The organism is Yersinia sp. 1652 StPb PI (assembly GCF_041538345.1).
In the GTDB taxonomy this organism is placed as follows: Bacteria; Pseudomonadota; Gammaproteobacteria; order Enterobacterales; family Enterobacteriaceae; genus Yersinia; species Yersinia enterocolitica_E.
The window spans coordinates 641,721-667,939 of record NZ_JAULSM010000001.1; the positions used below are offsets into that span (position 1 = coordinate 641,721).

Consider the following 26,219-nt stretch of genomic DNA (forward strand, 5'->3'; position numbering starts at 1 on the left):
AGGCTGCCCGCAAACGGTGTAATAAGCCCCTTGATTTAGGGGCCAGGTGATTTGTGATTGCTGATAAGGTCGGCGCTATTGAAAGGCCGGGTTGGCGGGGAATAAAGCGCGAGCAGTTTGGTACAACTGGTCGGCGTAAGCTGTTTCCTTCTGATACCGAGCAATCATGATCAGACTTTGATAAACATTCGGATCATTGTGTAATTGAATATACTGCTCGGCCCATACCCTAAATTGGCGCAATAACATGGGGTCTGGATGCTGGTTAAATTGCAATAATAGATTAACATTTCTTATGTATTGATACCTTTCCCACTGGATATAGGGATTGGTCAGGCTATCTAAAGGCTGCATGTTAACCAAGCCACTTCTCTCGGCCAGTGTGAGTACCCGGCCAGTTTTAAAGCCTGTCACCATAAACACCAGTGTGCATAGCGCCGATAAAATCACGGCAGTGTGCAGCCAGCGTTGCCAGCGAGTTGACTTCGATGTGGTGGGTTGCAGCATATCTTCTGTGACCATTAGGCGGCCAAGTAAAATCAGCACCAGCCAGTGGGCTGCTGATTGATAAAGAGGGAACTCCGTCATCAAATGCAACGCGATCGGCAACGTGAGAACCCACAGAGGGAAAATGGTTTTTGGTTGCATTAAGAGTGGCTTCACATAGCCGATAGCCAATAGCAACATCCCGATCAGTGCGGCAATGCCACCCTCAACCCAACCATAAAGTACTTCATTATGAGGGTGGGAAGGATAAGTTAAGTAAGTCGGTACCCGCCAGTGCTGCGCCAATTCATGGGCAAAACTTGACTCAAAGCTACCATATCCCCAACCCTGCCATGGGTGCTGCTGTATCATCTGCCAGGTATATTGCAGTATCAGCCAGCGCTCGGTGTTGCTGGCATCTTTGGATACATGCATACCGATATTCATCTGTTCCAACAGATAAACGGCGACCAGTAAACTTAGCAGGCTACTCAGCCACACCCAGGCTATCTGTCGCTGACGCCAGTAATATAGCGACAGTAATAGCAAAGTTGTTATCCCGCCAACCCAACCTATCCTTGATTGCAACAGCACCAATAAGCCTGGGAATAGCAGCAGGGTAAGTGTGCTGATGCCTCGAACGGCCCGGTTGCTTGATAACATAAACAGATAGATTGCAATGCTATAACCGGTTGCCAGGTAACTGGCCAGTACATTGGTTTGCTGGAATATGCCATAAGGCCGCTGTGCACTATCAAATTCCATCCAATTATCGGATGTAAAAACAAAAAATTGCAACAGAGTCAGCACAGCTTGCCCCCAGGCCGACAAGAGGATGATCACCAGCCATCTCTGTCGCAGGGCTACATTCAGTTTCAGGCGGAACAACCCCAGTAGCAGTATTATCCCACCCCACAGGCCTAAAATCCGCGGTAACCAGGCAACGACATGCTGTAATGAGGCAGGAAATAGCCCCGGCAGGCTTATCATCAAGGCGCCAAACAGCAGCCACAAACGGCCAGGAGAATTTACACGCTGAGTGGCTTCAGTATGGGGTAAATAGAGTGTTATTGTCAGCAGTGCCATCATGGCCCAGATGACTATATTGGCAGGAAGATGAAGCCCAGCCCCTCCTCGGTTGATTTCATAGTGCATCATGGTGACAAAGGTAATGGACATCAGCGCCATAACAACAAGGTTGAGCACTGGTACTGAAAGAGTGGGTCTTATAGATGGGGGTAAACAAAGTTTCATTTTTCTATCAACAAGTTACATATATAGCTAACATCCTGTTGTACGGAAACAGGTTAACTAATTGTCCAATATTGGGGTTATAACAGCTCAATGGGATAGTGTCTGGCAGCAATTAAAGCTGACTCTTTATCGCTATTCGAATCTATCTCGTTGAAAAATAATGTCTTTACCCTAAGATGATGGCCGTTTCATTTTTTTTCTGGCTGAGTAACAAACCAGCGTAATGAGTTCATCACTTTGGTTTCTGACATTCTGGCCCTGTCTTCCTCTACTAGCTTCATTAATACTAATCTTGCCGTATAAATATCCAGGTGCGCTTTATCGGCAAGTTCTCTGGTTTTTGGCCAATTGATAACAGGTGGTGGCGACTCAGTAAACTGCTCCATTAACGAATTACAGTGGTCCTCCAGGATACCCATCACTTCTTCTTTTCTCTGATTCTTCGGTTTCATTGTTATTTACCCTATTAAGTTTATATGTTGAGAATGTATAACTTTAAACTTCCTATATTCTTTATTTCTAATCAGTGCTTCCTACATATTTTGTGGATATTTCCTACATTCGCGGTAATTGTTCTTACATTAACGTGGTTGTGTTCTCATTCCTTTTTATATGTTTTTATATTCTGTATTTTATCACCCAGTATCTTACGCTCAGGATTTAACTTTTTGTCATTTTTGCTACATAAGGAAAATAGGGTTATTAATTTACATGTGAAATAAATGATATTTTAAGTAATTAAATAAAAACCTTTAAAATCAAGTTGTTGCTTTATTTTTTGTGGGTTTTGTTGAGATTTAACATATAAAAAAACCAAGCTAATCTAAGAAGGAATCAAAGGGTTCTCGGGTATTTATACCGTTATTACTAAGGTTTTTCTGCTTCTTAGGCTGAAATGTTAAGGATTTAATGTCGATTATAGATTGGGTCATGAAATAAGCAATCATTAATTTTGAAAAATCGCTCTTTAGCGATCAAATGTGTCGGGATGCTTATTTTGGGAGTGATATATGTCGAGGGTGTAATGTTTATCGATCAATCTTATCGATTTTATTTCGTTACTGTAATCAATTAAGTTAAACACTCTGAATTATAGCTATTTGAATTAAATGACTATCAACTAGATGTCTATATTTGTATTATCTGCCTCGAACAAAATAAGGGCTTTAAACGTTATTTAAATTTTTTATTAATGTGCAGGTGTTACCAATGCCTACATATTGACTTTATGGCTCTGTGCAGTTCTCAGCTTGTCCTTTGGTATTTTAATGGCAAGAAGCAACATACATTTGTATTTTAAAACAACTTTTACGCGGTATTTACTTTGATTTTTTCAAAGCAAATCAGCGTATTAAATTTTAATTGTGTATAAAGGAATCACGTAATGAAACTGAATAAAACTGTCTTGGCTGCTGCTCTGGTATTAGGTTTTGCTTCTATGGCTAACGCTGCTGATCAAGGCCACGGTACTGTGACTTTCAATGGTTCAATCATTGATGCACCTTGCTCAATCGCAGCAGGTTCAGATGCACAGACTGTTGAAATGGGCCAGATCTCTAACGTGGCACTGCAGAATGGCGGCAAATCAACTGCACAAGATTTCAAAATCAAACTGGAAAACTGTGACATCACTACTCTGCAATCTGTAACCACCACTTTCGGCGGTGCAGAATCAGCAGCAGTACCTGGCCTGCTGGGCATTACTGGTGTAGCTGAAGGCGCTGGTATCGCTATCGTTGATGGTTCAGGTACCGTTATTACTCTGGGCCAAGCAACTGCTGAGCAGACTCTGGTTACTGGTAACAACACCCTGGCATTCTCTGCTTACCTGCAAGGTAGCACTGCATCTGACGCTATCAAACCAGGCAACTTCTCAAGCGTTGCTGATTTCACCCTGGCTTACCAATAAGTCACCCTTTTCTAATTGGACATGCGGATTTTTCCGCATGTCTTTTTCTCTTGAGAAAGATACGTATTGGATGAGTTAGGTGATTTATGTTCAGGTCATTTTTTTTGATAGTGCTTCCTTCCTTACTGATGGCGTCATTGCTGAGCTTACCGGTAACGGCAGATCCCATGAAAACAGCCTGGGGCCGCGTGAGTATGGAAGGAAGTATTACTGATACTGCTTGTGCGATAGATCCCGGGAGCTTGGAACAGACCATCGATATGGCGATTTTGCCTATTGGTAAATTGGTTCAGAACGGCGCAGGGGATGAACACCCGTTTGAGATTCGGTTGTTGCATTGCACGATAGCTCACCCTGATCCAGATAAGTCGAACCAGCAGCATTTTGTTGTGACATTTGACGGTGCCGCGGACGGTAATAATTTTGCGGTTAATGGTGAAGCCGAAGGAGTGGCAATGCAAATTATTGATGATAAAGGCAATGTTTCGACGCCAGGGGTGGCATCACCGGAGATCAATATAATTCCTGCTGATATGAAACTCAATTATGCCCTGCGGTTAGTGGGCAATGGTAAGACACTGCGTGCTGGAACTTATCATTCTAGCGTTCGTTTCAAATTGGATTATTACTGATTTCAATGAGTAAGGTGACATATCCCATGGTATCCGCTCGTTCCATCACCTCCGGTTTTGCCCGTCGTGATTTATTGCGAATTTTGATTGCAGTTGCATTAAGTGGCAATGCTTATGGAGCGCAAGCCCGTGATGATATTCAGTTTAATACCGATGTGCTGGATACCAAGGATCGCGCTAATTTTGACCTGAGTCAGTTCTCCCAACGCGGCTACATCATGCCTGGGCACTATAACTTATTGGTTAGTATGAATAAGCAGGAGCTCAGCGAACAGCCGGTTGTGTTCTACGTCTCAGAAAAAGATCCTAATAAAAGTGAGGCGTGTTTAACACCCCAGTTAATTGAGTTGCTGGCATTGAAAGAAGACAGCTTCCAAAAGCTGACCTGGTCGCGTGATGGGGAGTGTCTCGATATCAGCAGCTTACCCGGTCTGACCGTGGAAGGTGATTTGGCGAAGTCAGCACTGCACCTGAGTGTGCCGCAAGCCTGGCTGGAATACAGCGAACCCGATTGGGATCCTCCTTCTCGTTGGGAGGATGGTATTCCCGGTGTGCTGTTCGATTACAACTTGTTAGGGCAATTGAACCGCCAGGAAACGAACAATACCAATAACAACACGTTAAGCGGGAACGGGACCACCGGCGCTAACTTGGGTGCCTGGCGATTCCGTGCTGATTGGCAAACGCGGGTTGACCAATCATCGGGTTCATCGACTGAGCGTCAGTGGGATTGGAGCCGCTATTACGCCTATCGCGCTATCCCGAGTTTGGGTGCCAAGTTGACGTTGGGTGAAGATTTTCTGAACTCCGCCATCTTTGATAGCTTCCGCTTTAGCGGCGCTAGTCTGGCGACCGATGACAATATGTTACCGCCTAATTTGCGTGGCTATGCCCCTGAAATTACTGGTGTTGCCCGTACCAACGCGCGAGTTGTTGTGAGTCAGCAAGGGCGTGTGTTGAGTGAAACACTGGTCGCTGCCGGTCCTTTCCGTATTCAGAACTTGAACAGTTTTGTTTCCGGCACGCTGGATGTGCGGGTCGAGGAACTTGACGGACAAGTTCAACAATTCCAAGTGAATACCGCCAGTATTCCTTATCTGACCCGCCCTGGCATGGTGCGCTATCGCATGGCTGCCGGTAAGCCTTCGGATATCGGACATCGGTCTGAAGGGCCAGTATTTGGTACCGGGGAATTCTCCTGGGGGATCAATAGCGGCTGGTCATTGTTTGGTGGTGGGATCAGTGGTGAAAACGAATATCAAGCGGCATCCATCGGGGTTGGCCGTGATTTGATGGAATTTGGTGCCGTATCGGTTGATATGACCCAATCTTGGGCCAATTTACCCGAGCAAGGTACGTTGAGTGGCGGCTCTTACCGAGTCAACTATTCGAAAAACTTTCAGGAAACAGGCAGTCAGGTGACATTTGCTGGCTATCGCTTCTCTGAACGTAACTTTATGAGCATGACTGAATATCTCGATGCGCGTTATCGCAACAATGACGTGGGTGGCAATAAAGAGATGTACACCATCAGCTTCAACCAGCAATTTCAAGATCTGGGGCTGAGCGCGTATCTGAACTATAGCCATCAGACCTATTGGGATCGCTCGGCGAATGACCGCTATAACCTGTCGCTCTCGCGTTATTTTGATATCGGTAAAGTGAAAAACGTCAGTTTGACCTTCTCGGCTTACCGTAACCGCTATAACGAAAGCAATGACGATGGCGTGTATCTCTCCATGTCGATGCCGTTTGGTAACAGCGCAACAATCAGTTATAGCGCGACGGTGAGTGGTCGTGAACACAGTCAGCGAGTGGGTTATACCGATCGTCTGGATGCTCACAACAACTACCAGATCAATACCGGCGTAGCACGTAGCGGCGCGCTAGTCAGTGGTAACTATAACCACATAGGTAATAGTGCGGATATCAATGCCAACGCCAGCTATCAGGAAGGACAATACTCTTCTGTTGGTTTAGGTATTCAGGGCGGGGCAACTATCACCCCTGAAGGCGGGGCTTTGCATCGGGTTAATACCCTTGGCGGCACTCGCTTGTTACTCGATACCCAAGGGGTATCCGGCGTTCCGGTTCAGGGATATGGCTCATCGATACAGACTAACCAGTTTGGTAAAGCTGTGGTCGGTGATGTGAATAGCTACTACCGCAATCGGGCCAGTATAGATATCGATAACCTGGCAGACGATGTTGAAGCCAGAGGAACCATAGCCCAGGTCACATTGACTGAAGGTGCTATTGGTTATCGCCGCTTTAATGTGATTTCCGGCGAAAAAGCGATGGCCATGATACGTATGGCAGATGGCACATCACCGCCATTTGGGGCCACCGTGTTAAATGAAAATCAGCAAGAGACCGGCATTGTTAACGACGACGGTTCCACCTATCTCAGTGGGATCAAAGCCGGTGAAACCATGTCAGTACACTGGAATGGGAAGGCGCAATGCAGCATCACTCTGCCGCAGGCTCTTTCTCCAGCAATACTGGCGAATCTACTGTTGCCTTGCCAGCCAATAGCGACGGGGGATAAACCTCCGGTGTCGCAGTAGAAAGGTTTGGTAATGAACCTGCGGGTAACCGCCCGTTCAGCTAAGTGAAAACGATCGGCGCCACCAGGTTCTGACAAGATTAATTCGAAGGAAAAGGTAATGAAATTGAATAACAAACTGCGTATCACCGCGATTTTGGTGACGGCACTTATGGCTCAGCAAGCAACAGCAGCGATTGCACTGGACAGAACCCGGGCGATTCTTAATGGCGGCGATAAGTCGATCAGCTTGAACATCAGCAACCAGAATAAGGAGCTACCTTATCTGGCGCAGGGATGGATTGAAGATGAGCAGGGTAACAAAATCAATTCACCGTTGACGGTAGTTCCACCGGTTCAGCGAGTAGAGCCTGGCGCGATGAGTCAGTTAAAAATACAAAGCTTGCCTGCGGTGAGTCAGTTGGCGCAAGACCGGGAAACCTTGTTCTATTTTAACCTGCGTGAAATTCCACCGCGGTCGGACAAGCCCAATACTTTGCAGATTGCACTGCAAACGCGTATCAAACTTTTCTACCGCCCAGTTGGCATCGTGCCACAAAAGGCTGATATGTCGACACCTTGGCAAGAGAAGTTACAGCTGACTCGTCAGGGTGATCGTTATCAGGTTAATAACCCAACGCCGTATTACATCACGTTGGTCGATGCCAGTGACGGCAAAGCCGGGAAAACAGCAGCCGACTTCAAGCCGCTGATGATCGCACCAAAAGCGCAAAGCATGTTGGATGTCAGTGCCGCCGCATTGGGCAGCAAACCGGTACTAACTTATGTCAATGATTTTGGCGGTCGTCCCAAGCTGATCTTTAGCTGTTCGGGGAGCACGTGTTCTGTGGTTGAAAGCATCAAGTAACGGTGTATTTCAGGGCGCTGCATAAGAAGAATACTGGGCGGGTGTCAGGCTGAACGATGAATAAGGAATATGGGATGACTGTTGTTTGTAAGGGAATAGTTACCCGGCGGGCCATGACGTCCATCTTTGGGATGACAGCCATCGTAGGGACAGCGGCCGCAGTGATGACTATGTTGTTTAGTAGCTCAGCATGGGCATTAAATAAGTCTGCGACAGTCAATGTCTCAGTCACTATTTTTGCCGCACCGCCTTGCGAGATTAACAGTAACAACACTATCAACGTTAATTTTGGCGATACCGTCCTGACATCAAATATTGATGGTAGCAACTACATGCAGCCGGTGAATTATACGTTGAACTGTACTTCGGCCGCCTCTAATGCACTGAAATTAAGCATTAATGGTAATGGGGCAAATTTTGATACCAGTGTCTTGAAAACGAGTAATTCAGGTCTGGGGATCAAGTTGATACGTAATGGGCAGTCATTCCCACTGAATACGGCATCCAACTTTACTTATCCGAATGTTCCTGTATTGCAGGCGGTACCGGTTAAACAAACAAATGCAACGTTGAGCACGGGTTATTTTTCCGGCACAGCGACCCTGGTTGTGGAGTACCAGTAATGAAAATTAACTCACTGATTTCACGCTGTTCCATTGCGGTGGTACTGACTCTCGGCAGTACGTTGGCCTATGCGGACAACATGCTGTTCTCCGGCACATTAATTAATCCTCCACCCTGCGTGATTAACAATACCGGCACTATCCTTGTCGGTTTTGGCAATGATGTTCTGACTTCGCGGGTTGATGGCACTCAGTATATGCAGCCGGTGACCTATACATTGAATTGTACTGGGGCGGTATCCAATGCGCTGAAAATGACAATTAAAGGAAACGGTGCGGGTTTTGATTCCAGTGTCTTGAGCACGAATAATTCGGCGCTGGGGATCAAATTGCTACGTAATGATCAAGCATTGTCACTGAATAGTGCTTTCACCTTTTCCTATCCGACTATCCCGGTGCTGAAGGCCGTACCGGTCAAACAACCCGGTGCAACGTTGAGCGCGGGAGATTTTTACGGTACAGCGACCATGGTTGTGGAGTATCAGTAATGAAAAACGGATCACTGATATCGCGTTGTTCCATTGCGGTGGTACTGACACTGAGTAGCACGCTGGTGTATGCGGATGACGTATTGTTCACGGGGACATTAATTAACCCCGCCCCTTGTGTGATTAATGGGGGAAATACGATAGATGTGCCTTTCGGGGAAAATCTGGGCGTGAACAAGATTGATGGTATTAATTATACCCAGGATGTGCCTTACAGCATGACCTGCGAAACAACCAGTAGCAGTTTGGAATTAGGTCTAACGATTGTCAGTGCATCGGTTACTACATTTGACCCCGCAGCGATACAAACCGATGTTCAGGATCTGGGTATTCGTTTACTGAAAAACGGTGTTCCTTTTGCACTTAATACCCGTGTTGCTTATGACAAAAATAACCCACCGGTACTTAAGGCTGTACCTGTTAAAGCTGCTGGGGCAACATTAAGTGAAGGAAGTTTTGAGGCTACCGCTACTTTATTAGTGGATTATCAATAGGATCAAATGATGACTAATTTAAATCTGCTGATGCGCCGTGGGCGAGCTATTTTAAGTATTCTAATTCTGAATTTATTTTGGATGATACCGGTATCGGCCGCTGACAATATGCGTTTTCATGGCGCCTTGGTCGCAGAGCCTTGCACTATTCGTCCCGGTGATGAAGCTATTAGTTTGAATTTTGGCACTATCGTCGATAAATATCTGTATTCGAATCAGCGTACATCAGGCAAACAGTTTCAACTACATCTGGTCGATTGCGATATCAGCTTAGGTACGACAGCCAACATTGTATTTACTGGTAATGATAGTGTTAATTTACCAGGGTTATTGGCGGTTGATGGCAGTGATGTTGGAATCGCCATTGGTCTTGAAACAATGGCGGGGACACCTCTGTATCTGAATCAGTCGAGTGACGATATTGCACTTGATACAGGTAATAACGTTATTACCTTGAAAGCTTATGTTCGGGGTGAACCCGAGGCGATATCTCAACGTACTATTAAGCGCGGTGAGTTCAATGCGGTCGCAACATTTAATCTGCAATATTATTAATGGGATCTCCCCTCTAATCTTATTTCAATACGAATATGTTAACGCTGAAACTCATTATCAACAGCTTAAATGCCGATATGCGGATAGAGACAATGGAACTTAAACGAATGACAAAGCCTAATATGCGACTAAGTCATAAATATTGCTGGCTAATTGCTTGCGTACTGTTTTTATTTCCGCTTTATAGTCAGGCCAGTGCCTGGGTTTCGACACAAACGCGGGTAGGGCAACAATACCAAGGGACATTCTCTTGGCCGAGCGAAGAAATGCAGGGGACACTTTGTACTGCTGCATCTTGTTCTGTGGCGATATGTCACTACTCGACGGCGGCCAATGCTGAAATATGTGGTAACCCATCCAATGCCTTGACGCGAGTTATTGTTTCTCAAGGGGCAACGGCAGAGGTGATGAGAGCAGCCTTTATTGCTAAAAATGGGGTGTCGGGAAGTTGGAGTACTGTGACACCTGACCCATTGCGTGCGGCTGGTAGCTGCTTTGGTGTGATGTATTGGCAAGGTTCGAATGATGGTAATACCAGTGGTAGGGTTATTCCCGGCTCTTATTGTGGCGCTGTTCCACCGACCCCGGAAACCTGTGAAATCACCGGTGATGTCTATATCAATTATGGTTCACTTAATCAGCAAAATGTTGATGGTGCAATAAAAAGTGAGCCATTAAATATCAAATGTACGGTTAGCACATCGGTGATATTGACACTGGTAGGTGGCAAAAGTATCAATCTTGGACAAAACGGTAAACTGACTTCAACATTAAAAGTGTCAGGTCAAGACTTGTCCAGTGGTGTCACAGTCACCGCCCCCGTTGGGCAGACAGGTTTCCTGATTGAATCAACACTTCATTCGGTGGGATTACCTGATGCGGGTACGTTTAGTGGTAGTGGGGTGGTTATTATGTCCTACCTCTAAATACAAAATTATATGTACTCATTGGCTGAGTACATGATTATTGTGAATATAAAATAGCGTTTTAAATTCGCTACTTTTATATTCACAACTTGGGTTGCTTTACTGTTATTTAATTATAGCGGCGGGCTCCCGTGGCATTTATTTATATATTGGTTTAAATTAAATAAATGTTGTATTTTGGTTGTAATGTATTGCATTAATATAGTATAAATTCACTGCGTTAGATTAATGGGGTGTTGGCAATAAAACCTGAAATTAAAAACGCATACTTCAATGGGCTATTAGATAATAGGCTATAAATTTTTATTTTCCTTTAAGGATTTTTCTCATGAAAAAAATGAACATGGCTGAAGCAAATACAATCGTTGGCGGTACTGGTGTAACTTGTAAAGATACTTATGAGTGGCTGTCAGGTAGTACTACTTTGACTTGCCAGGCTATTACTACTTGTACTGACAAGCACGGTAAAGTAACTAGCCGTACTGCTACAGCTACCAACATTGCTAACTGCAAATAAGATATAAATTAAGTATTCGTTAATTTTTATCGATATTTAATAGTATCCCAGGCAAGTGCGGGAGGGATTTCTGTACTTGCCTGATTTTTTAAAACTACCATCGATACTTAAATTCAAGAATTTTCGTATTAACTGAATATTAGAAAATTCATTTCTCGGACATAAATGTCATTTTACTCTGTTTATGTCTTACCTGAACTCTGATTGTGAATAGAACTAACTATGTCTACTGAAAAAAATATGTTTAGGAGTAAGGGATTCTTTATAGGCTATACACTGTTGGTTATCCTTATTTCTTCATTGATAACAACCGCCTATTTCCACTATTTCGTCCTCAATCAGGATGCGCAGGAAAGCTTGTTCGCTGTCAGTAGCAGCGACATTGAAAATAGCCCAATCAAAGACGATAAAAGCATTATCGAGATTTTCTCTTATGGCTGCCATTACTGCGCCATCAATGAAGAGAATGTCACCCAATTAGAAAACCGCATGCCAGAAGGGACGCGTTTTATCCGCCTGCATATCAGCAGTGATAAAACTACCGGTTTGGGGCGTTTTGCACCTATTTTCGCCACTTTATCCGTCATGGGTATTGAGCCGCAGCACCGCCAAAACGCATACAAAGCGGTACTGGAAGACAACATTGACCTGAGTGATAACAGCCAGCTCGAAACCTGGCTAAAAGCCAATAGCATTGATGTCGCCAAATATCAGCAAGTCAGCCAATCCGCTGAAGTGAAAGAGTTACTCGCCTATATGACGGCAGTGACTGCGCATTACAAGATAGACGCCACCCCGAGCTTTATTGTCGGCAAAAAATGGATAGCGTTGCAGGACAGGGAATTCCCTGCGTTCTCGGATCATCTCTTGTCATTACTCGAGCACGATAAGGCGCTGGAGAAATAATGAGACTGTTAGCCGTATGGAGCTATTTCGCCTGGAGAAACCAGCTCGATAAGCTGGCTTTGAGTGGGCGGTTACTTGCCCGCGGGCAGGCCAGGCTGGCTTGCTGGCTGTTACGGCACGGTGATTATCGTTTCTTACTGATGCTCGGTGCTTTGCGCCGGGCTTTAGGCTTGATGCCAAAGCGACAGAAGAATCTGGCGCGAGTGGCGGCGGCCAACAGCCAGTGTTTATTGAATGGTGACAATAGTCCATCAGCACAGAATTTTATGCGTACCGCCCAGCGCCGTCAGGTATTGGAGCTGGCGGCGACTTATGGCCAAAACCGGCGGGTTTTAGCTCAGTTAGCAGCATGTACTCAGCAGTTAGATAGCCAGGTTCGTGCACTGCATGAGGCCGGTTCACCGGTTATTTTAGCGCCGCTGCATATGGTTTCTGATGTGCTCGCCGGCATGGTGGGGGCTAATGCTTATCCGGGGCAGGCGACCGTGGTGGTATCAGCCAGTGCCGAGGCGTATGAAGAGCAGGCGCGGCAGATGGGCGGGGTGAATATTTCCTATTGTTCCATCCATGCTGACAGCCGTGCAATCGCCGGTAACCTGATGGAAGGCATCATGGAAGCGGCCGAGCATAAGCGCAATATTATGATTTTCCCGGATATTACGCCGGATTACACCGTCAATAACCAGATGGCTGAAACGGCAAAAATACCCTGCCAATTGTTCAACCGCCCAGCCAATTTACACAGTGGCATTATTCGCCTTGCCAGAGCACTTTCAGCGCAGGTGGTTTTTTATTATCTGTACTACGACAAAGAAATAAAAATAAATATTTATCCTGCACTTAGCGCGCGAGAAGTGAAAAGTAAATTACCCGAATTGATTGAAACATCAATGACGCAACATCCGCAAGATTGGCTGTTATGGCACTCACATTCGTTATTTTTTATTAACGAATAATGGCACTCATAAAGAATAGTAGAAAATGGAAAAGATAATCCCGACCCAAGTTTTTCAAAGCGAAACCAATGAATGCGGTTTAGCCTGTATTGCGATGCTGGCACAGACGCAAGGCATCAACGCGCCGTTGGAAAGCTTACGGGAGCGTTATCCTGCCTCGGCGCATGGCACGTCATTGGCTACGCTTTGTACTATTTTATCTGAATTGGCGATACCCGCTTACCCTGTGGTGTTTGAACATCAGGAGCTGTCTGCCTTACCGCTGCCCGCCATTCTGCATTATGGCGCGAACCACTACGTGTTACTTGCTTACCGTAAAGGCAACTATGTCTGTGTGATGAATCCGGCAATCGGTCAGCAGTTGTTGCCAATGGATGCTTTGAAAGCGGAAATTAGCGGTTATGCCTTGGTGTTGGATCCAGAAACACCGGCAGACCCAGAGGCGGTGAAGAAAATTGAACACAGTACGCGATTAAGCGCACTGGACTGCATGAGCTTGAAAGAGACCGCCAGTGTTCGTGGCATCTACTGGCTGATGACACTGGCATTTTTGATCTCGCTGACACTGTTTATCATGCCGACCATGGTCAGTAGCGCCATTAATGACGTATTTTCTTCCGCGGGTGATAAAGACTTCCCCTATTTCTATTTCCTATTGGCTTTTGTGGTCTCAACGTCACTTGCTTTTTGCGTACGATACATCACCGAACGTTATATCAAACACTTTGTGGTGCTAAATAGTGTCGCCGGCTTCTCCCGTTTGCTCAGTCATTCGCTTAACTTTTTTGATAAACGCGCACCGGGTGATATTTTCAGCCGCTTCTCCAACTGGCAAATGGCGGCTACGCAAAAAATAGAACTGGATAACGGCCTGCGTACCGACTGGATAATCGGTGCTATTGCGCTGGCGGTGATGTGCTATATGAGTCCGGTGCTGGCGATGGTTTCTGCCGTCGGCGTGATGCTGATGGGGCTTATCAGTATTTGGGCCATCTACCGTGACCGTTATTACACCCAACAGTTACAAGTAAAAGGTGCTGAGCAAAGTGATTTTATTCTGGAAACCATTCAGGGATTTTCCACTATTAAATCAGCCGGTTTGGCCAGTCAACGCCAAGGGGTGTTTGCCGGTCTGGCACTTTCATTATTCAGTGCGTTACAGAAGAAGAAAATTTACGATCAGGTCAAAAATAGTCTGTATCAACTGATCGGCAGCCTGGAAATGGTGTTCTTTATGCTGTTGGCGTTGCCGTTGTTGAAGCAGGGGACGCTGAGTTTGGGGGAATTCTTTGCCTATAGCTTTGTCCGTGAGATCTTTACCTCGTATATCACCAAGATCTTCTATGCGATTTTGCAGAAAAACCAACTGCATGTCATTGATATCCGTGCCCGTGATCTGTTTCCTGCCGGGCAGGCAACACCCTCAACCAGCAGTTCACCGATTCCGCAGGCGATCCCGGCATTTACCCGCCAATTGGTCTATCAGAATATCCGTTTTGCCTATGACGCCAGTCAGCCGGTATTGCGCAATTTGTCGCTGTCACTGACGCGCGGGCAAAGTGTGGCGATCATCGGGGAATCTGGTGCGGGCAAAAGTACTTTGTTGAAAGTGATGGCGGGGTTGATGCCACCACAGCAAGGGCAGGTATTGGTGGATGGGGAGCCGGTAGATTTTCAGCAGGCCCATGCCTTGTTCTTCCTGCAAAGCCAGGAAGATATCCTGTTTAATGCCTCGGTATTACAAAACATCACTTTGTTTGATGGGCATGTCGATGCTGAAAAACGTCAACGTATTGAACGTTCACTCCAAGGGCTGCAATTAACCCCGGTTATCGATAAGTTGCCCGGTGGCCTCAGCGCTTTGGTACGTGAAAGCCATGCCGCACTCTCTTTAGGCCAGCGTCAGCGGTTATTGCTGGCCAGAGCGATGTACAGCGATTGCCCGGTATTGGTGTTAGATGAACCTACAGCCAATCTGGATGAAGACACCGCCCATCAGGTGATGCAGACCTTATTGGCACATTGCCGGGAATATCAGAAAACACTGATCACCGTGACACACAGTGAAAGTGTCTTACCCATGTTTGACAGTGTTTTCCGCTTAAATGACGGTCAGTTGGCGCGTTTTGCGCAATCTGCGGCATTAAGCCGCCTGACACCGGTTGCAGGTTAATCATGCGTATAAACATAGTGAACAACAGACCACGGTTACTCCTGATCCTGCTTATTACACTGCTGTTAGTTATCGGTGGTGGGGTAGTGCTGTGGCTATCTAATAGCGAGCAGGACGTACCGCAATTAACCGAAACTATTGGTCGCGGTGATATCGAACGAAACGTCATGGCAACCGGCAGCTTAAAACCCTCATTGCAGGTGAATGTTGGCGCACAGGTCAACGGACAGCTAACCAAACTCTATGTTAAACAGGGCGATCGCGTCACTCGTGGCCAATTGTTAGCTGAAATAGACCCGACCTTGCAGCAAAACGAGTTACGTAAATCGGAAGCTGAATTACAGAGCGCGCAGGCACAAAAGCAGGCGAGCCAAGCGTTGTTACGCCAATATCTACTTGAATTTCGCCGTCAACAGACTTTGGCAACGGAAGGTTCTGGTGTGAAAAGTGCGCTAGAAAAAGCGCAGGCGCAATACGACAGCCAGTTAGCACAATTGCACGTTAACGAAGCGCAAATTGTGCAAAGCCAAATGTCACTGCAAACCGCCAAAGCCAATCTGGGTTTTACCCGCATCATGGCGCCGATTGACGGCGAAGTACTGGGGATTGTCACCAAAGAGGGGCAAACCATTGTTTCCTCGCAAACTGTGCCGACAATTTTGGTGCTGGCGAATGTCGATACCATGACGGTTCACACCCGTATTTCAGAAACCGATATTCTCAAAGTCAGCGTTGGGCAGCCGCTATGGTTCTATGTGGTCGCTGACCCCGAGCGCCGCTATGAGAGCCGGATGGATGCTATTCAGGAAGCGTCGGCAGAAAGCTTACGCGAAGAGAGTTCCGGCACATCTAACAGTCAGCAACCTTCTGCCGTCTATTACAACGGCATATTCAGCATTGCCAACCGTGAGCGACTATTGCGCACATCAATGACGGCGCAGGTATTCATTATCACCGCGCAGGCGAAAAATGTGTTGCGAGTACCGCTGTCAGCGCTGGGGAGTCAACAGTCAGATAAACGCTATCAGGTTCAGGTCATCCAAGGCAAACAAACGGTGGTTCGTGAGGTATTGCTCGGTCTGCGTAATGATCAATATGCCGAAGTAAAAGAAGGATTACAGCCAGGTGATCAGGTGGTGCTAATGGGTGCACCTTCGGGAGCCACCAATGCGCGCTAATACCGTTGATTCTCCATGTCCGTTGATCGAACTTAATGGCATTTATCGCCATTTTGCGTCGGGTAGCCAATCGGTCGCGGTCCTTAAAGATATCTCGCTGTCTATTGGTAGCGGCGAAATGGTGGCGATCATCGGTGCTTCCGGGTCAGGTAAATCGACGCTAATGAATATCATTGGTTGTCTTGATAAGCCAACACAGGGGGAGATGTCGATTCATAACATCTCTACCCGGCAGGCCAGCAGTGAGCAACTGGCGCAATTAAGAAGCCAGTACATCGGTTTTATTTTTCAGCGCTACCACCTGATGCCATATCTGACGGCAACGGAGAATGTGGTCATTCCGGCACTTTACACTGCTATGCCATCTGCTGAGCGTCAGGAGCGTGCGACCTATTTATTGCGCCGCTTAGGTCTTGGTCAGCATCTGTTACACAAACCAGCACAGCTCTCGGGCGGGCAACAGCAGCGTGTCAGTATTGCCCGCGCTCTGATGAATGGTGCCGGTATTATTTTGGCCGATGAGCCGACCGGTGCGCTCGACAGAGCCAGTGGGCAAGAGTTGATGGGAATATTGCATGGCCTGCATCAGTCCGGCCACACCATTATTATCGTGACCCATGATCGTAATATCGCTAATCAGGCCCAGCGCATTATTGAGATAAGCGACGGTGAAATCATTGCTGATCGCCATAATGAGGCATCTGAGACAGAGTCTGTTCACGCCGCGTTACCCGCCACACTGGCAACGGGTCGGCCACACTGGTGGTTGAGTGTCAGGGAAGCTATCAAAATGGCCTGGCGCTCACTGCTCGGGCATCGCATCCGTGCTTTCTTATCGATGTTGGGCATCATTATCGGCATCTCATCGGTGGTCTCTTCCATGGCGGTGGGCGAAGGTGCGCGTCAAGAAATTCTAAGTGAAATCAGTCAACTGGGTACCAGTAATCTGGATATTCGTCCCGGATTGGGCTGGGATAAACCGCGCCCTGATTTTGAGCGCGCACTCACGCAGGCAGATGTGGCATTACTTAGCCAACAACCCTATGTCGATAGCTTGTCACCGGTGGTGAGCAAGATGGTTGCTGCGGTGCGTGGCGACAAACAAGTGATGATTTCGCTCTCTGGGGTCAGTAACGGTTTCTTTCAAGTAAAAGGGCTGAGTTTTACTGTGGGCGATGGTTTTACCCAGCACCACGTCAATGCGCGTGAGCCGGTGGTTATCTTGCAACCTGAGCTCAGTGACACCCTGTTTGCTGTCGGGGAAAATCCGATTGGCGAAATTGTTCAACTCGATGGTATTCCTCTGCGGGTGATCGGGGTCGCCAAGCGTAATGGTTCGTCATTTGGCGGGTTATTGGCCGCCTGGATGCCTTATACCTCACTCACCGAGCGCATTTCAGGTGATATTCCACTCGAATCAATCACCGTGCGGGTACGTGAGGGTTACAACCTGAATGAGGTGCAGCGCGAGGTTGAAACGCTGCTGGATATGGCCCACGGCCAGCGGGACTTTTTCATTCTGAGCAATGACCAGATGAGCAAAGCGATTCAGAAAACCTCTGATTCGATGACATTGTTAATCACCTCCATTGCCGCGATTTCGTTGCTGGTGGGTGGGGTCGGGGTGATGAATATTATGCTGGTGTCGGTGACTGAACGGACCCATGAAATTGGTATTCGCTTGTCAGTTGGTGCTCGCCCCAGCGACATCATGATCCAGTTTCTGATTGAGGCGGTGGTTATCTGTACTCTCGGCGGCTTGATTGGGATTATCGGTTCGGCACTGGCGGGGGTGATTTTCTCGTGGGTTACCCAAGAATTTACCCTAATTTTCACCTGGCCGCCGTTAGTGCTGGCGTGCAGTTTCTCTGCGCTTATCGGGCTAGGGTTTGGTTTTTTCCCGGCGCGCAATGCCGCCCGTTTGCACCCAACCGAGGCACTGGCACGAGAATGAGCAGACTGATTAATGTAGGACTTATCATGCTGCTGTTAACCGGCTGCGGTTCATTACTGAAAAGCGATTATCAGCGCCCCATGCTGTCGGTTCCCGAGGAGTGGCGGGTTAAAGATACCGGCGGGGGTTACCTGCATCACAGTGTGCACTGGTGGGAAAATTTCGATGATCCACAACTGTCTGACAGCATCAGTCGCATGTTGGTCAGTAATAATGACTTAGCTGCTGCTGGCCTGAAATTACAGCAGGCGCGCCTGACGGCAGGGCTGACCAATACCAATTTGACACCGGATATCACCATGACCGGTGCGGGCAGTAATACCCGTTCGTTGAATGAAAATACCCAGCCGCGAGAAAGCTATAGCACCTCGCTTGGTCTGAGTTACGAGCTGGATTTGTGGGGCAAACTGGCCCGCGCCCGTGAGCAATCTGCCTGGCTGGTCAATGCGACCGAACAGGATCGACAAGAAACTGCGCTGTCACTGATTGGGACCACTGCGGATATCTATTGGCAGATTGCTAAATTTAACCAGCAGTTGGGCTACCAACAGGCGGCGTTGGCTATTTCGCAAGATACGCTCAACATTGTGCGCTCGCGTCTGGCGGCGGGGGATGCCAGTGAAATTGAACTATTGCAGGCACAACAAGCCCTGCTGGATAGACAAAATCAGTATCAAAATCTCGAACAACTGCGGGAAGCTGCACGTAATGCCATGGCACTGCTGTTTAACCGCGCGCCTGATTATCGTCAGGCCGAACGCAAGTCATTGGATTTACAACAGCAAGTTGCGATAGCGGAAAGTTTACCGTTACAGGTGATTGCTCAACGGCCTGATGTGCAGGCTGCCGAATGGCGCTTGCGTGCAGCCTTGGCCGGATCTGATGTTGCCAAGCTGAATTTCTACCCGACCCTTTCGCTAGGAGCGAGTTTAGATGCCGGCAGCGCGGTGTTTTCACAATGGTTTAGCAACCCGAGCCGGACACTCAGTGTCAACAGCGCACTGCCTTTCCTCCAGTGGAACACTGTGCAGCTCACCATCGAGCAGTCAAAGCTGGAAGTGAAATTGGCGGCCATCGAGTTTCGCAGCAAGGTATATAGCGCCTTGAAAGATGTCGATGACGCGATGACGGCACGGCTGAGCTATCAGCAACAAAAACAGAATCAGTGGCAAAACCTGCAACTCAGCCAACGTCGGTTAATCCTGACCAACAGCCAATATCAAGCCGGTGCCGTCTCATTTCAGACCTTACTGGATGCGCAGGATGCCCTGCTGACCAGTGAAACCAATTTGCTCGAACTTCAATATAACTACCTAAATGCCACCATGAAACTGTGGTTGGCACTAGGGGGTGGTGTTGATAACAGCAGGGAAAGTAAAGGAATTAAATCATGACAAATACAAATAAACAGCGCCGCGTGGTGGTAACCGGCTATGGCAGCGTGACCCCGATGGGCATGACGGCACAGCAGAGCTGGGCGGCGATTATGGACTATCAATTGGGTTATCGTTATTACGATAAATCTGAGCAGGGTATCAAGTCGCGCTTTTTTGGTTTGCTTGATGCTGAGCCGAATCTGAAATCAGTGCCTGCGGCTATCCGCCGCCGCCTACCGCGTTATGCCCGTTTGGTACTGGCGGCAGCGAAAGAGGCGATGGGGATGGCCTTCGCCGAGCAATCTCCCGAGGCTCATTATGACTTGTTGGACTGCGGAACCATCATTGGTAGCGGTTGGGCGGGGCAGGATGAAACACATGATAACTATGAAGGTTATCTGGCAACCGGGCTGGGTACGCCTTTTGGCTGCTTCCTCTCAATGCCTAATGCGGGCACTGCGGCGTGCAGCCTGTACTGGGGGTTACGCGGCTATCAGAACTCCCCGATTGCTGCCTGCGCTACCGGGACCATAGCCATCGGTGATGCATTTGAAATTATCCGTAGTGGTCGGGCGTCAATGATGCTGGCAGGGGCGGGTGAATCATTGCGCAGCGATGCCGCAGTATGGAATATCGATATTCTGGGTGCACTGGCGCGCGAGCAAGACGATATCACCAAAGCCAGTTGCCCGTTTAGTTTGGATCGCAACGGCTTTGTGCTGTCTGAAGGTGCGGCGGTACTGTGCCTGGAAGAACGAGAAGGTGCGATTGCACGCGGTGCGACCATCCTCGGTGAGATCAAAGGTTACGGTAACTACTCTGATGCATTTGATTTCACCGCACCGGCGGAAGATCGGGTGGCGCGGGTGAAGACTATCCGTCACGCCTTGCAACAGGCCGGTTTGAGTGCTGATGAGATTGATTATGTGAACTTGCACGGCACCTCGACCCAGCTTAACGATCTCAATGAGACTCAGGCCATTAAACAGGCCTTTGGCGATGCGGCTTATACCACGCCACTGTCCAGCACCAAATCTTATTCCGGCCATCTGATTGCGGCGGCGGGCAGTTTTGAATCCATTATCTGTCTGCAAGCGCTTGAGCATCAGATAATGCCCGCCACCTGTAATTTGAAAAATGCTGATCCACAGTGCGATCTTGATTACATCAGCGAGGGGCATCGACCTAAAGTACTGCGCAATACCCTAAACCTGAGTTTCGGTTTTGGTGGCGCCAATGCCGCCTTGGTTATCGGGCTGGATTGAGCATGATATTCAACTACACCCTCAGTGATGCACAGCGTTGGGCTGCGTTTTCCGGCGATTACAATCCGATCCATTTTGATCTGCAACATGCACAACGGTTCGGCCAACAGGCACTTACCGTACATGGTATGCGTGCGATGTTAGATATCAAATATCAGCTCAGTGCTGGGTTATTACCCTGCTTGCCTGCAACGGATTTTCTGCGTTTTAACACCCGTTTACGTCAGCCGGTTCTGTGCAACACCCCCTACTACCTGCAACTCGAGCAAGGGGCAGGGCAAGCCAGTGGCAATCTGGTGGATATTGGCAGCGGCGAAAACTGTTTTAACAGCAAATTGCGCAGCGCACCGGCGTTGGTATTGTCAGAAAGCGAGCATTGGTCGGTCCTCTCGGCGGATAACCTTCATCAGTTAAGTCAACAGTATCCAGGAGATGCCACGCAACCATCTGAATGTTGGGGTTTTTTCGATGCATTGCTGTTTAAATTATTAGTCGCCGCCCCACAAACACTGGCCACCGCTAAACAGGTGTTACCGGGCATTCAGGCTGACACCTTGATTGATGTCTTTAAGCATGTGCCAGTCATCCAGACTCACCATGACGTGCATTTCAGTGCTGAATTTATGGGCGTCAATAACCCAAATTTATTTGTCCGTGGCGCATTGCGCTACAGCATCGAGCCAACACTTATTGTCGGTAATGCCGATGATGGGTGGGTATTGCGCGCCGCTATTCAGGCCCGCTTAGATGCTGGGGCATTAATTACCACCGCTGTAACATTAAAAACGTGGCCATTAGCCGCGCACTAAATAAGGATAAGACCATGGAAAAGTATCAACACGTCTATGACACCGTTTGTGAAATGTTATCTGACGCCAAAGATCTGGAAATGTCGGCATTGTCACCGGATATGCCGCTGCATCAGCTAAAACTCGACAGCCTTGATTATGTCGAACTGATGGTGCTGGCAAAGCGCGAATTCGGGGCGACGCTGAATGCGGAAATGTTTATGGAAAATCCAGATATGACTTTAGGCGAGCTTTGCCAGAAGTTGGCAGAACAGAAGAAATAATATTATGAGTAGGCAATGGGTATTAATTACCGGTGGCAGTCGTGGTATTGGCCGTGCTTTGGTCGAAGAACTGGCCAAAGAGTGGAATGTGGTCTTTACCTGGCGCAGTGGTGAGCAACAGAGTCACGATGTGATAGCAAGCTGTGCGGGCCTGCCCGGCTGGGTAACCCACTATCGTTGTGATGGTAGCGACGAAGCGGATGTCGACCACCTCGCGCCACAACTGCTGGCGAAGTATGGTGCGCCCGGCGCGGTAATCCATAATGCGGGTATTACTGGTGATGGCCTGCATATTCAGCAAAATGGCGATAACTGGCGCAATGTGATGAACACCAATTTGAACGCTATCTTCTATTGGAATAAGCACCTATTGCCGCCGATGATCATGCAGGGCGAGGGCGCAGTTTTGCTGATGTCGTCGGTAACCGCTAGCAAAGGCAATGTCGGGCAGAGCGCATATGGTGCCAGTAAAGCCGCAATGATTGGCCTTGGCCGCTCATTGGCGCTGGAGATGGGACGTTTTGGTATCCGGGTTAATTGCCTGCTGCCGGGGATAATCGACAGCGATATGACGCGCGCGATGCCTGCCGATGCCTTAAAAGGCTTGCGTAAACAGATACCACTACGGCGTTTAGGTGATGCGCAAGAAGTCGCCCGTGTCAGTGCTTTTATGATAGGCAATGACAGCCGCTATATGACCGGGCAAACACTGGTATTGGACGGCGGATTGACCGCCTAATTCAGGTTGCCTGTTCAAATGCACTTGGCCTGATCCCATCCTGAATTTCGTATGGATGGCGGGCAAAATCCCACTTTTCGCGGTGTTGTTATCCACGTATTTGTCGGGTAATCGGGGGGCCAGCCCCCCTTTATATCGTAGGTCGACATATCGTAAGTCGACACAGGATAACGGCGGTTACACCCAACCCTTGGTGCGGAACATTTTTAGCACCGAGACAAAGGCCATCATCTCTTCCGGCGTCCCTAACGTGAGGCGGTTCCAACCCACAGCGGGGGGAAATTCACGCCCGACAAACACGTGATATTGTTTCATGCGGTTTTGATAGGTTTTCACATCCCCGTTCACCTGATGAAAAACAAAGTTCGCCTGCGACGGAACATAGGATAATTTCAGTTCGTCCAGGGTCTGAGTAACAATTCGACGCGCCTGATCGGCTGACTGGCGGCTGTATTGTACAAAGGCTTTGTCTTGCAACGAGGCTAAAGCCGCCGCTGCGCCGGCGGTATTGGTGTTATCCAGCGAAACAAAGTTTTCCACCGCGGCTATCAGTTCTGGATGCGCGATACCATAACCTACCCGAAGGCCCGCTAGCGCGTAAATTTTGGAGAATGTCCGGGTAACCAACAGATTTTTATGGCCGGCTTGAACCAGCCCGATAGCACTGCGAAATGCAGGATCGCTGACAAACTCGGCATAAGCCTCGTCGATGATAAACAAGGTTTCCGGTGAGGCATTTTTAATCCAGGCTTCAATAAGGTTTGCCGGGGTAATGGTCGCGGTAGGGTTATTCGGATTACACAGATAGACGATTGAACGCCCTTTGAAGCTGGCGACTTTCTGCTGCATTACAGGCAGGTCAAATGCCATTTCTTTGGTCAGAACGACTTTCTCAATGGGAATGCCAAAAGGCTTGGCATAGAGTTCGGCGTAGTTAAATGTAGGGTCCGGCACCACGAGCTGGATTGGTGTATTCGCAAGTTCAGCCTGGCGGATAACCGCTTGAATGACTGCCTGAATCGTCTCTGATGAGCCATTCCCCAGCGAGATATTCTCAGTTTTGAGTTGGTATTGTGTGGCGATATTAGCAATCAATTGTTCGCGGGCAGCATCGGGGTAGCGAAATGCAGTCGGCAACGCGGCGATAATCGCCTGATGCGCTTTGGGTGACATTCCTAACGAGTTTTCATTAAAATTCAACAGCAGTGGCTGCTGTTCAGTAGGGATCAGCGGTTGTGCGTTTATCTTAGAACTTTTGGCCTGAGCCGTTGAAATAAAGTTACCCAGTGTTAATCCGCCCAGTAATAGACCGGATGATTTTAAAAGTGTACGACGATCCATGCTAACTTCCCCTGTATACCCCTTTACTTGTAGTTATAGGTGTATTAGCGACGTTCACTCACCCGAATGGCTTACTGACGTAAGTTGAACTGGATTAATGAGCCTTTTGAGATTCACCCTACGGGCATGGCATACATGCTGTTCAAATCAGTTCATAACCGATTTTCCCTTCATCTACCGCTCACCTGCAACTACAACTTCTTTGGGTATAACGCTCTGTTACATTTAGTTATAAGTGGGATGAGCATAGCCTGAGGCCTTATTTTTAAGCAATATCTTTTATCATAAACTCATTTTTTACCAGTAACTTACAAGATTATTCTTATCACTATCGGCGAATTCAATTTAGTTTGGGCTATTGGCTATTCATGGCGAAGATATCCGTTACCAAATGGATAATAGCCCCTCAACATCCAGCCGGTATTGCGGGGGGGAATACTCGTTATTGACGCGGAATATATCCCCCTATCGGCCTTTCCCGACCCGTCATCGTGATGCTGCTCACAATAATTTGTGCAGTTGCCTAAAAAAACACGTCTTTATTGCCAATTTTGCAGCCAATCTCCTAATGACTAATGCAGGGTTATCTTCAATACTGGTAAGGTGAAATGACATTCCATTTAAATAGATCCGATGTTTTATTATTTTAAGTGAGTTAAATCATCATAAAAAATAGGGGTTTACTGCGTTAACTGACCAGAGACTCAATGAATTATAAAGGCAGGTAATCAGGTGAAAATAATATCAGTAGATGTAACCGTTTTTTCTTATCCGACCCGGCGTGTTTCTGATACCGCAGGGCACTCGCATCCAGGCGCAGAGTCCTTAGCCAAAATGGCCATGCTGACGCTGACCACTGACGAAGGTGATTGCGGTTATGCATTTGCACCACCGGAAGTGATTCGCCCGCACATCGTCAATAGCTTCTTTAAAAAAGTTCTGATTGGGCAAAACCCGTTTGACCGCGAACGGTTATGGAATGATCTGGTGCATTGGCAGCGCGGCAGTGCCAATCAGTTAACCGACCGGGCGCTGGCCATTGCCGAGCAAGCCATTTGGGATTTGTTGGGGCGCAAACTGGGTCAGCCAGTCTATAAATTGCTGGGCGGATATCGCGACAAAGTATTGGCTTACGGTAGCACCATGTGTGGTGATGAGTTAGCTGATGGATTGTCGACCCCGGATGAGTATGCGCGTTTTGCCGAGCAACTGGTCGCCCGTGGCTATAAGGGGATTAAGCTGCATACCTGGATGCCGCCAGTCTCTTTTGCGCCAAGTCCGCAGATGGATGTTCGTGCTTGTGCGGCGGTGCGTGAAGCCGTCGGCCCGGATATTGCTCTGATGCTGGATGGCTACCATTGGTACAGCCGCAGTGATGCCCTCTATATTGGTCGCGAACTGCAAAAACTTAATTTCAGTTGGTTCGAAGAGCCGATGGAAGAGCAGAGCATGGCCTCTTACTGCTGGCTGCGGGAAAACCTGCAAATTGACATTATCGGACCTGAAAGTCTGGCCGGTAAATACTTTAGCCGTGCTGATTGGGTGAAGGCCGGTGCCTGCGATATTTTACGCGCTGGCGTCCAAGGCGTGGGCGGTATCACACCTTGTCTGAAAGTGGCTCATCTGGCGGAATCGTTCGGCATGGATTGTGAAATCCACGGCAATGGTGCGCCGAATCTGGCGGTAGTCGGTGCAATCCGTAACTGTCGTTGGTATGAGCGTGGGTTGTTGCATCCATTCCTGGATTATGACGAGCCTGCCGCGTATCTCAACAGCATCATTGACCCGATGGACAGTGATGGCTATGTCTCTCTGCCGACGAGAGCAGGCTTGGGCGAAGATATTAATTTCGATTATATCGCCGCCAATACCCTTAGTGCTTGAAGCCGCGGCAGTGCGAGCTGCCTACCTGCGACTCCAATCACTTTGGGGATAACTCTATTGTATCGACCTATAAAAACA

Annotated in this window: 24 protein-coding genes; 21 read left to right on the forward strand and 3 right to left on the reverse strand. The window is 48.0% G+C overall.

The genetic code is table 11. The features are described 5' to 3' along the window. Positions 1 to 75: 75 nt before the first annotated feature. On the reverse strand, positions 76 to 1,665 hold the full coding sequence (locus Q2T71_RS02870) for a Wzy polymerase domain-containing protein (protein WP_372558067.1): 1,590 nt from the start codon (positions 1,663 to 1,665) through the stop codon (positions 76 to 78). 263 nt (positions 1,666 to 1,928) lie between these two features. Next, a complete protein-coding gene (locus Q2T71_RS02875; RefSeq protein WP_083160383.1) occupies positions 1,929 to 2,192 on the reverse strand; it encodes a faeA-like family protein in 264 nt (87 codons plus the stop codon). Positions 2,193 to 3,124: 932 nt separating this feature from the next. Between Q2T71_RS02875 and Q2T71_RS02880 the strand changes: the two genes are divergently transcribed. From Q2T71_RS02880 to Q2T71_RS02975, 20 genes are all read left to right on the forward strand, one after another. Further along, on the forward strand, positions 3,125 to 3,649 hold the full coding sequence (locus tag Q2T71_RS02880; protein ID WP_372558068.1) for a fimbrial protein: 525 nt from the start codon (positions 3,125 to 3,127) through the stop codon (positions 3,647 to 3,649). Positions 3,650 to 3,777: 128 nt separating this feature from the next. Then, positions 3,778 to 4,281 (forward strand): fimbrial protein, encoded by a 504-nt coding sequence (locus Q2T71_RS02885; RefSeq protein ID WP_372559825.1) that lies wholly within the window; start codon positions 3,778 to 3,780, stop codon positions 4,279 to 4,281. A 26-nt stretch (positions 4,282 to 4,307) separates the two neighbouring features. Next, entirely contained in the window at positions 4,308 to 6,848 is a 2,541-nt protein-coding gene (locus Q2T71_RS02890; protein WP_372558069.1) for an outer membrane usher protein, read from the forward strand. Between the two features lie 99 nt (positions 6,849 to 6,947). Further along, positions 6,948 to 7,694 carry a fimbria/pilus periplasmic chaperone gene (locus Q2T71_RS02895; protein ID WP_372558070.1) on the forward strand — a complete coding sequence of 249 codons (747 nt, stop codon included), beginning with the start codon at positions 6,948 to 6,950 and terminating at the stop codon, positions 7,692 to 7,694. A 74-nt stretch (positions 7,695 to 7,768) separates the two neighbouring features. Continuing rightward, positions 7,769 to 8,317 (forward strand): fimbrial protein, encoded by a 549-nt coding sequence (locus Q2T71_RS02900; RefSeq protein WP_372559826.1) that lies wholly within the window; start codon positions 7,769 to 7,771, stop codon positions 8,315 to 8,317. Further along, positions 8,317 to 8,805, forward strand: a complete 489-nt coding sequence (locus Q2T71_RS02905; protein ID WP_083160371.1) for a fimbrial protein — start codon at positions 8,317 to 8,319, stop codon at positions 8,803 to 8,805. Before Q2T71_RS02900 ends, Q2T71_RS02905 begins: the two co-directional genes overlap by 1 nt. Further along, positions 8,805 to 9,299, forward strand: a complete 495-nt coding sequence (locus Q2T71_RS02910; RefSeq protein ID WP_372558071.1) for a fimbrial protein — start codon at positions 8,805 to 8,807, stop codon at positions 9,297 to 9,299. Before Q2T71_RS02905 ends, Q2T71_RS02910 begins: the two co-directional genes overlap by 1 nt. Positions 9,300 to 9,308: 9 nt before the next feature. Beyond that, complete coding sequence (locus Q2T71_RS02915; protein ID WP_083160367.1) at positions 9,309 to 9,854, forward strand: fimbrial protein; 546 nt, start codon at positions 9,309 to 9,311, stop codon at positions 9,852 to 9,854. A 92-nt stretch (positions 9,855 to 9,946) separates the two neighbouring features. Beyond that, complete coding sequence (locus tag Q2T71_RS02920) at positions 9,947 to 10,780, forward strand: exotoxin (protein ID WP_372558072.1); 834 nt, start codon at positions 9,947 to 9,949, stop codon at positions 10,778 to 10,780. 328 nt (positions 10,781 to 11,108) lie between these two features. Continuing rightward, complete coding sequence (locus Q2T71_RS02925) at positions 11,109 to 11,297, forward strand: DUF4762 family protein (RefSeq protein ID WP_372558073.1); 189 nt, start codon at positions 11,109 to 11,111, stop codon at positions 11,295 to 11,297. A 279-nt stretch (positions 11,298 to 11,576) separates the two neighbouring features. Then, entirely contained in the window at positions 11,577 to 12,203 is a 627-nt protein-coding gene (locus Q2T71_RS02930) for a DsbA family protein (RefSeq protein ID WP_372559827.1), read from the forward strand. Then, positions 12,203 to 13,159 (forward strand): ABC transporter, encoded by a 957-nt coding sequence (locus Q2T71_RS02935; protein ID WP_372558074.1) that lies wholly within the window; start codon positions 12,203 to 12,205, stop codon positions 13,157 to 13,159. Before Q2T71_RS02930 ends, Q2T71_RS02935 begins: the two co-directional genes overlap by 1 nt. A gap of 25 nt (positions 13,160 to 13,184) precedes the next feature. Beyond that, positions 13,185 to 15,332 (forward strand): peptidase domain-containing ABC transporter, encoded by a 2,148-nt coding sequence (locus tag Q2T71_RS02940; RefSeq protein WP_372558075.1) that lies wholly within the window; start codon positions 13,185 to 13,187, stop codon positions 15,330 to 15,332. A gap of 2 nt (positions 15,333 to 15,334) precedes the next feature. Beyond that, entirely contained in the window at positions 15,335 to 16,510 is a 1,176-nt protein-coding gene (locus tag Q2T71_RS02945) for an efflux RND transporter periplasmic adaptor subunit (protein WP_372558076.1), read from the forward strand. Beyond that, positions 16,500 to 18,464 (forward strand): ABC transporter permease, encoded by a 1,965-nt coding sequence (locus tag Q2T71_RS02950; protein WP_372558077.1) that lies wholly within the window; start codon positions 16,500 to 16,502, stop codon positions 18,462 to 18,464. Before Q2T71_RS02945 ends, Q2T71_RS02950 begins: the two co-directional genes overlap by 11 nt. Beyond that, the gene (locus Q2T71_RS02955; RefSeq protein WP_372558078.1) at positions 18,461 to 19,858 is read left to right on the forward strand and encodes an efflux transporter outer membrane subunit; all 1,398 of its coding nucleotides are present in this window, start codon (positions 18,461 to 18,463) and stop codon (positions 19,856 to 19,858) included. Before Q2T71_RS02950 ends, Q2T71_RS02955 begins: the two co-directional genes overlap by 4 nt. Beyond that, on the forward strand, positions 19,855 to 21,105 hold the full coding sequence (locus tag Q2T71_RS02960; protein ID WP_372558079.1) for a beta-ketoacyl-[acyl-carrier-protein] synthase family protein: 1,251 nt from the start codon (positions 19,855 to 19,857) through the stop codon (positions 21,103 to 21,105). The genes Q2T71_RS02955 and Q2T71_RS02960 overlap by 4 nt, the downstream gene beginning before the upstream one ends. Before the next feature lie 2 nt (positions 21,106 to 21,107). Then, positions 21,108 to 21,914 carry a hypothetical protein gene (locus tag Q2T71_RS02965; RefSeq protein ID WP_372558080.1) on the forward strand — a complete coding sequence of 269 codons (807 nt, stop codon included), beginning with the start codon at positions 21,108 to 21,110 and terminating at the stop codon, positions 21,912 to 21,914. 14 nt (positions 21,915 to 21,928) lie between these two features. Continuing rightward, on the forward strand, positions 21,929 to 22,177 hold the full coding sequence (locus Q2T71_RS02970; RefSeq protein WP_042568505.1) for an acyl carrier protein: 249 nt from the start codon (positions 21,929 to 21,931) through the stop codon (positions 22,175 to 22,177). A 4-nt stretch (positions 22,178 to 22,181) separates the two neighbouring features. Further along, complete coding sequence (locus tag Q2T71_RS02975; protein WP_372558081.1) at positions 22,182 to 22,916, forward strand: SDR family NAD(P)-dependent oxidoreductase; 735 nt, start codon at positions 22,182 to 22,184, stop codon at positions 22,914 to 22,916. Positions 22,917 to 23,093: 177 nt separating this feature from the next. On the opposite strand, the gene Q2T71_RS02980 is transcribed toward Q2T71_RS02975, so the two are convergent. Further along, entirely contained in the window at positions 23,094 to 24,257 is a 1,164-nt protein-coding gene (locus tag Q2T71_RS02980; RefSeq protein WP_372558082.1) for a histidinol-phosphate transaminase, read from the reverse strand. A gap of 732 nt (positions 24,258 to 24,989) precedes the next feature. Between Q2T71_RS02980 and Q2T71_RS02985 the strand changes: the two genes are divergently transcribed. Beyond that, positions 24,990 to 26,141, forward strand: a complete 1,152-nt coding sequence (locus Q2T71_RS02985) for a mandelate racemase family protein (protein ID WP_372558083.1) — start codon at positions 24,990 to 24,992, stop codon at positions 26,139 to 26,141. Positions 26,142 to 26,219: the final 78 nt, after the last annotated feature.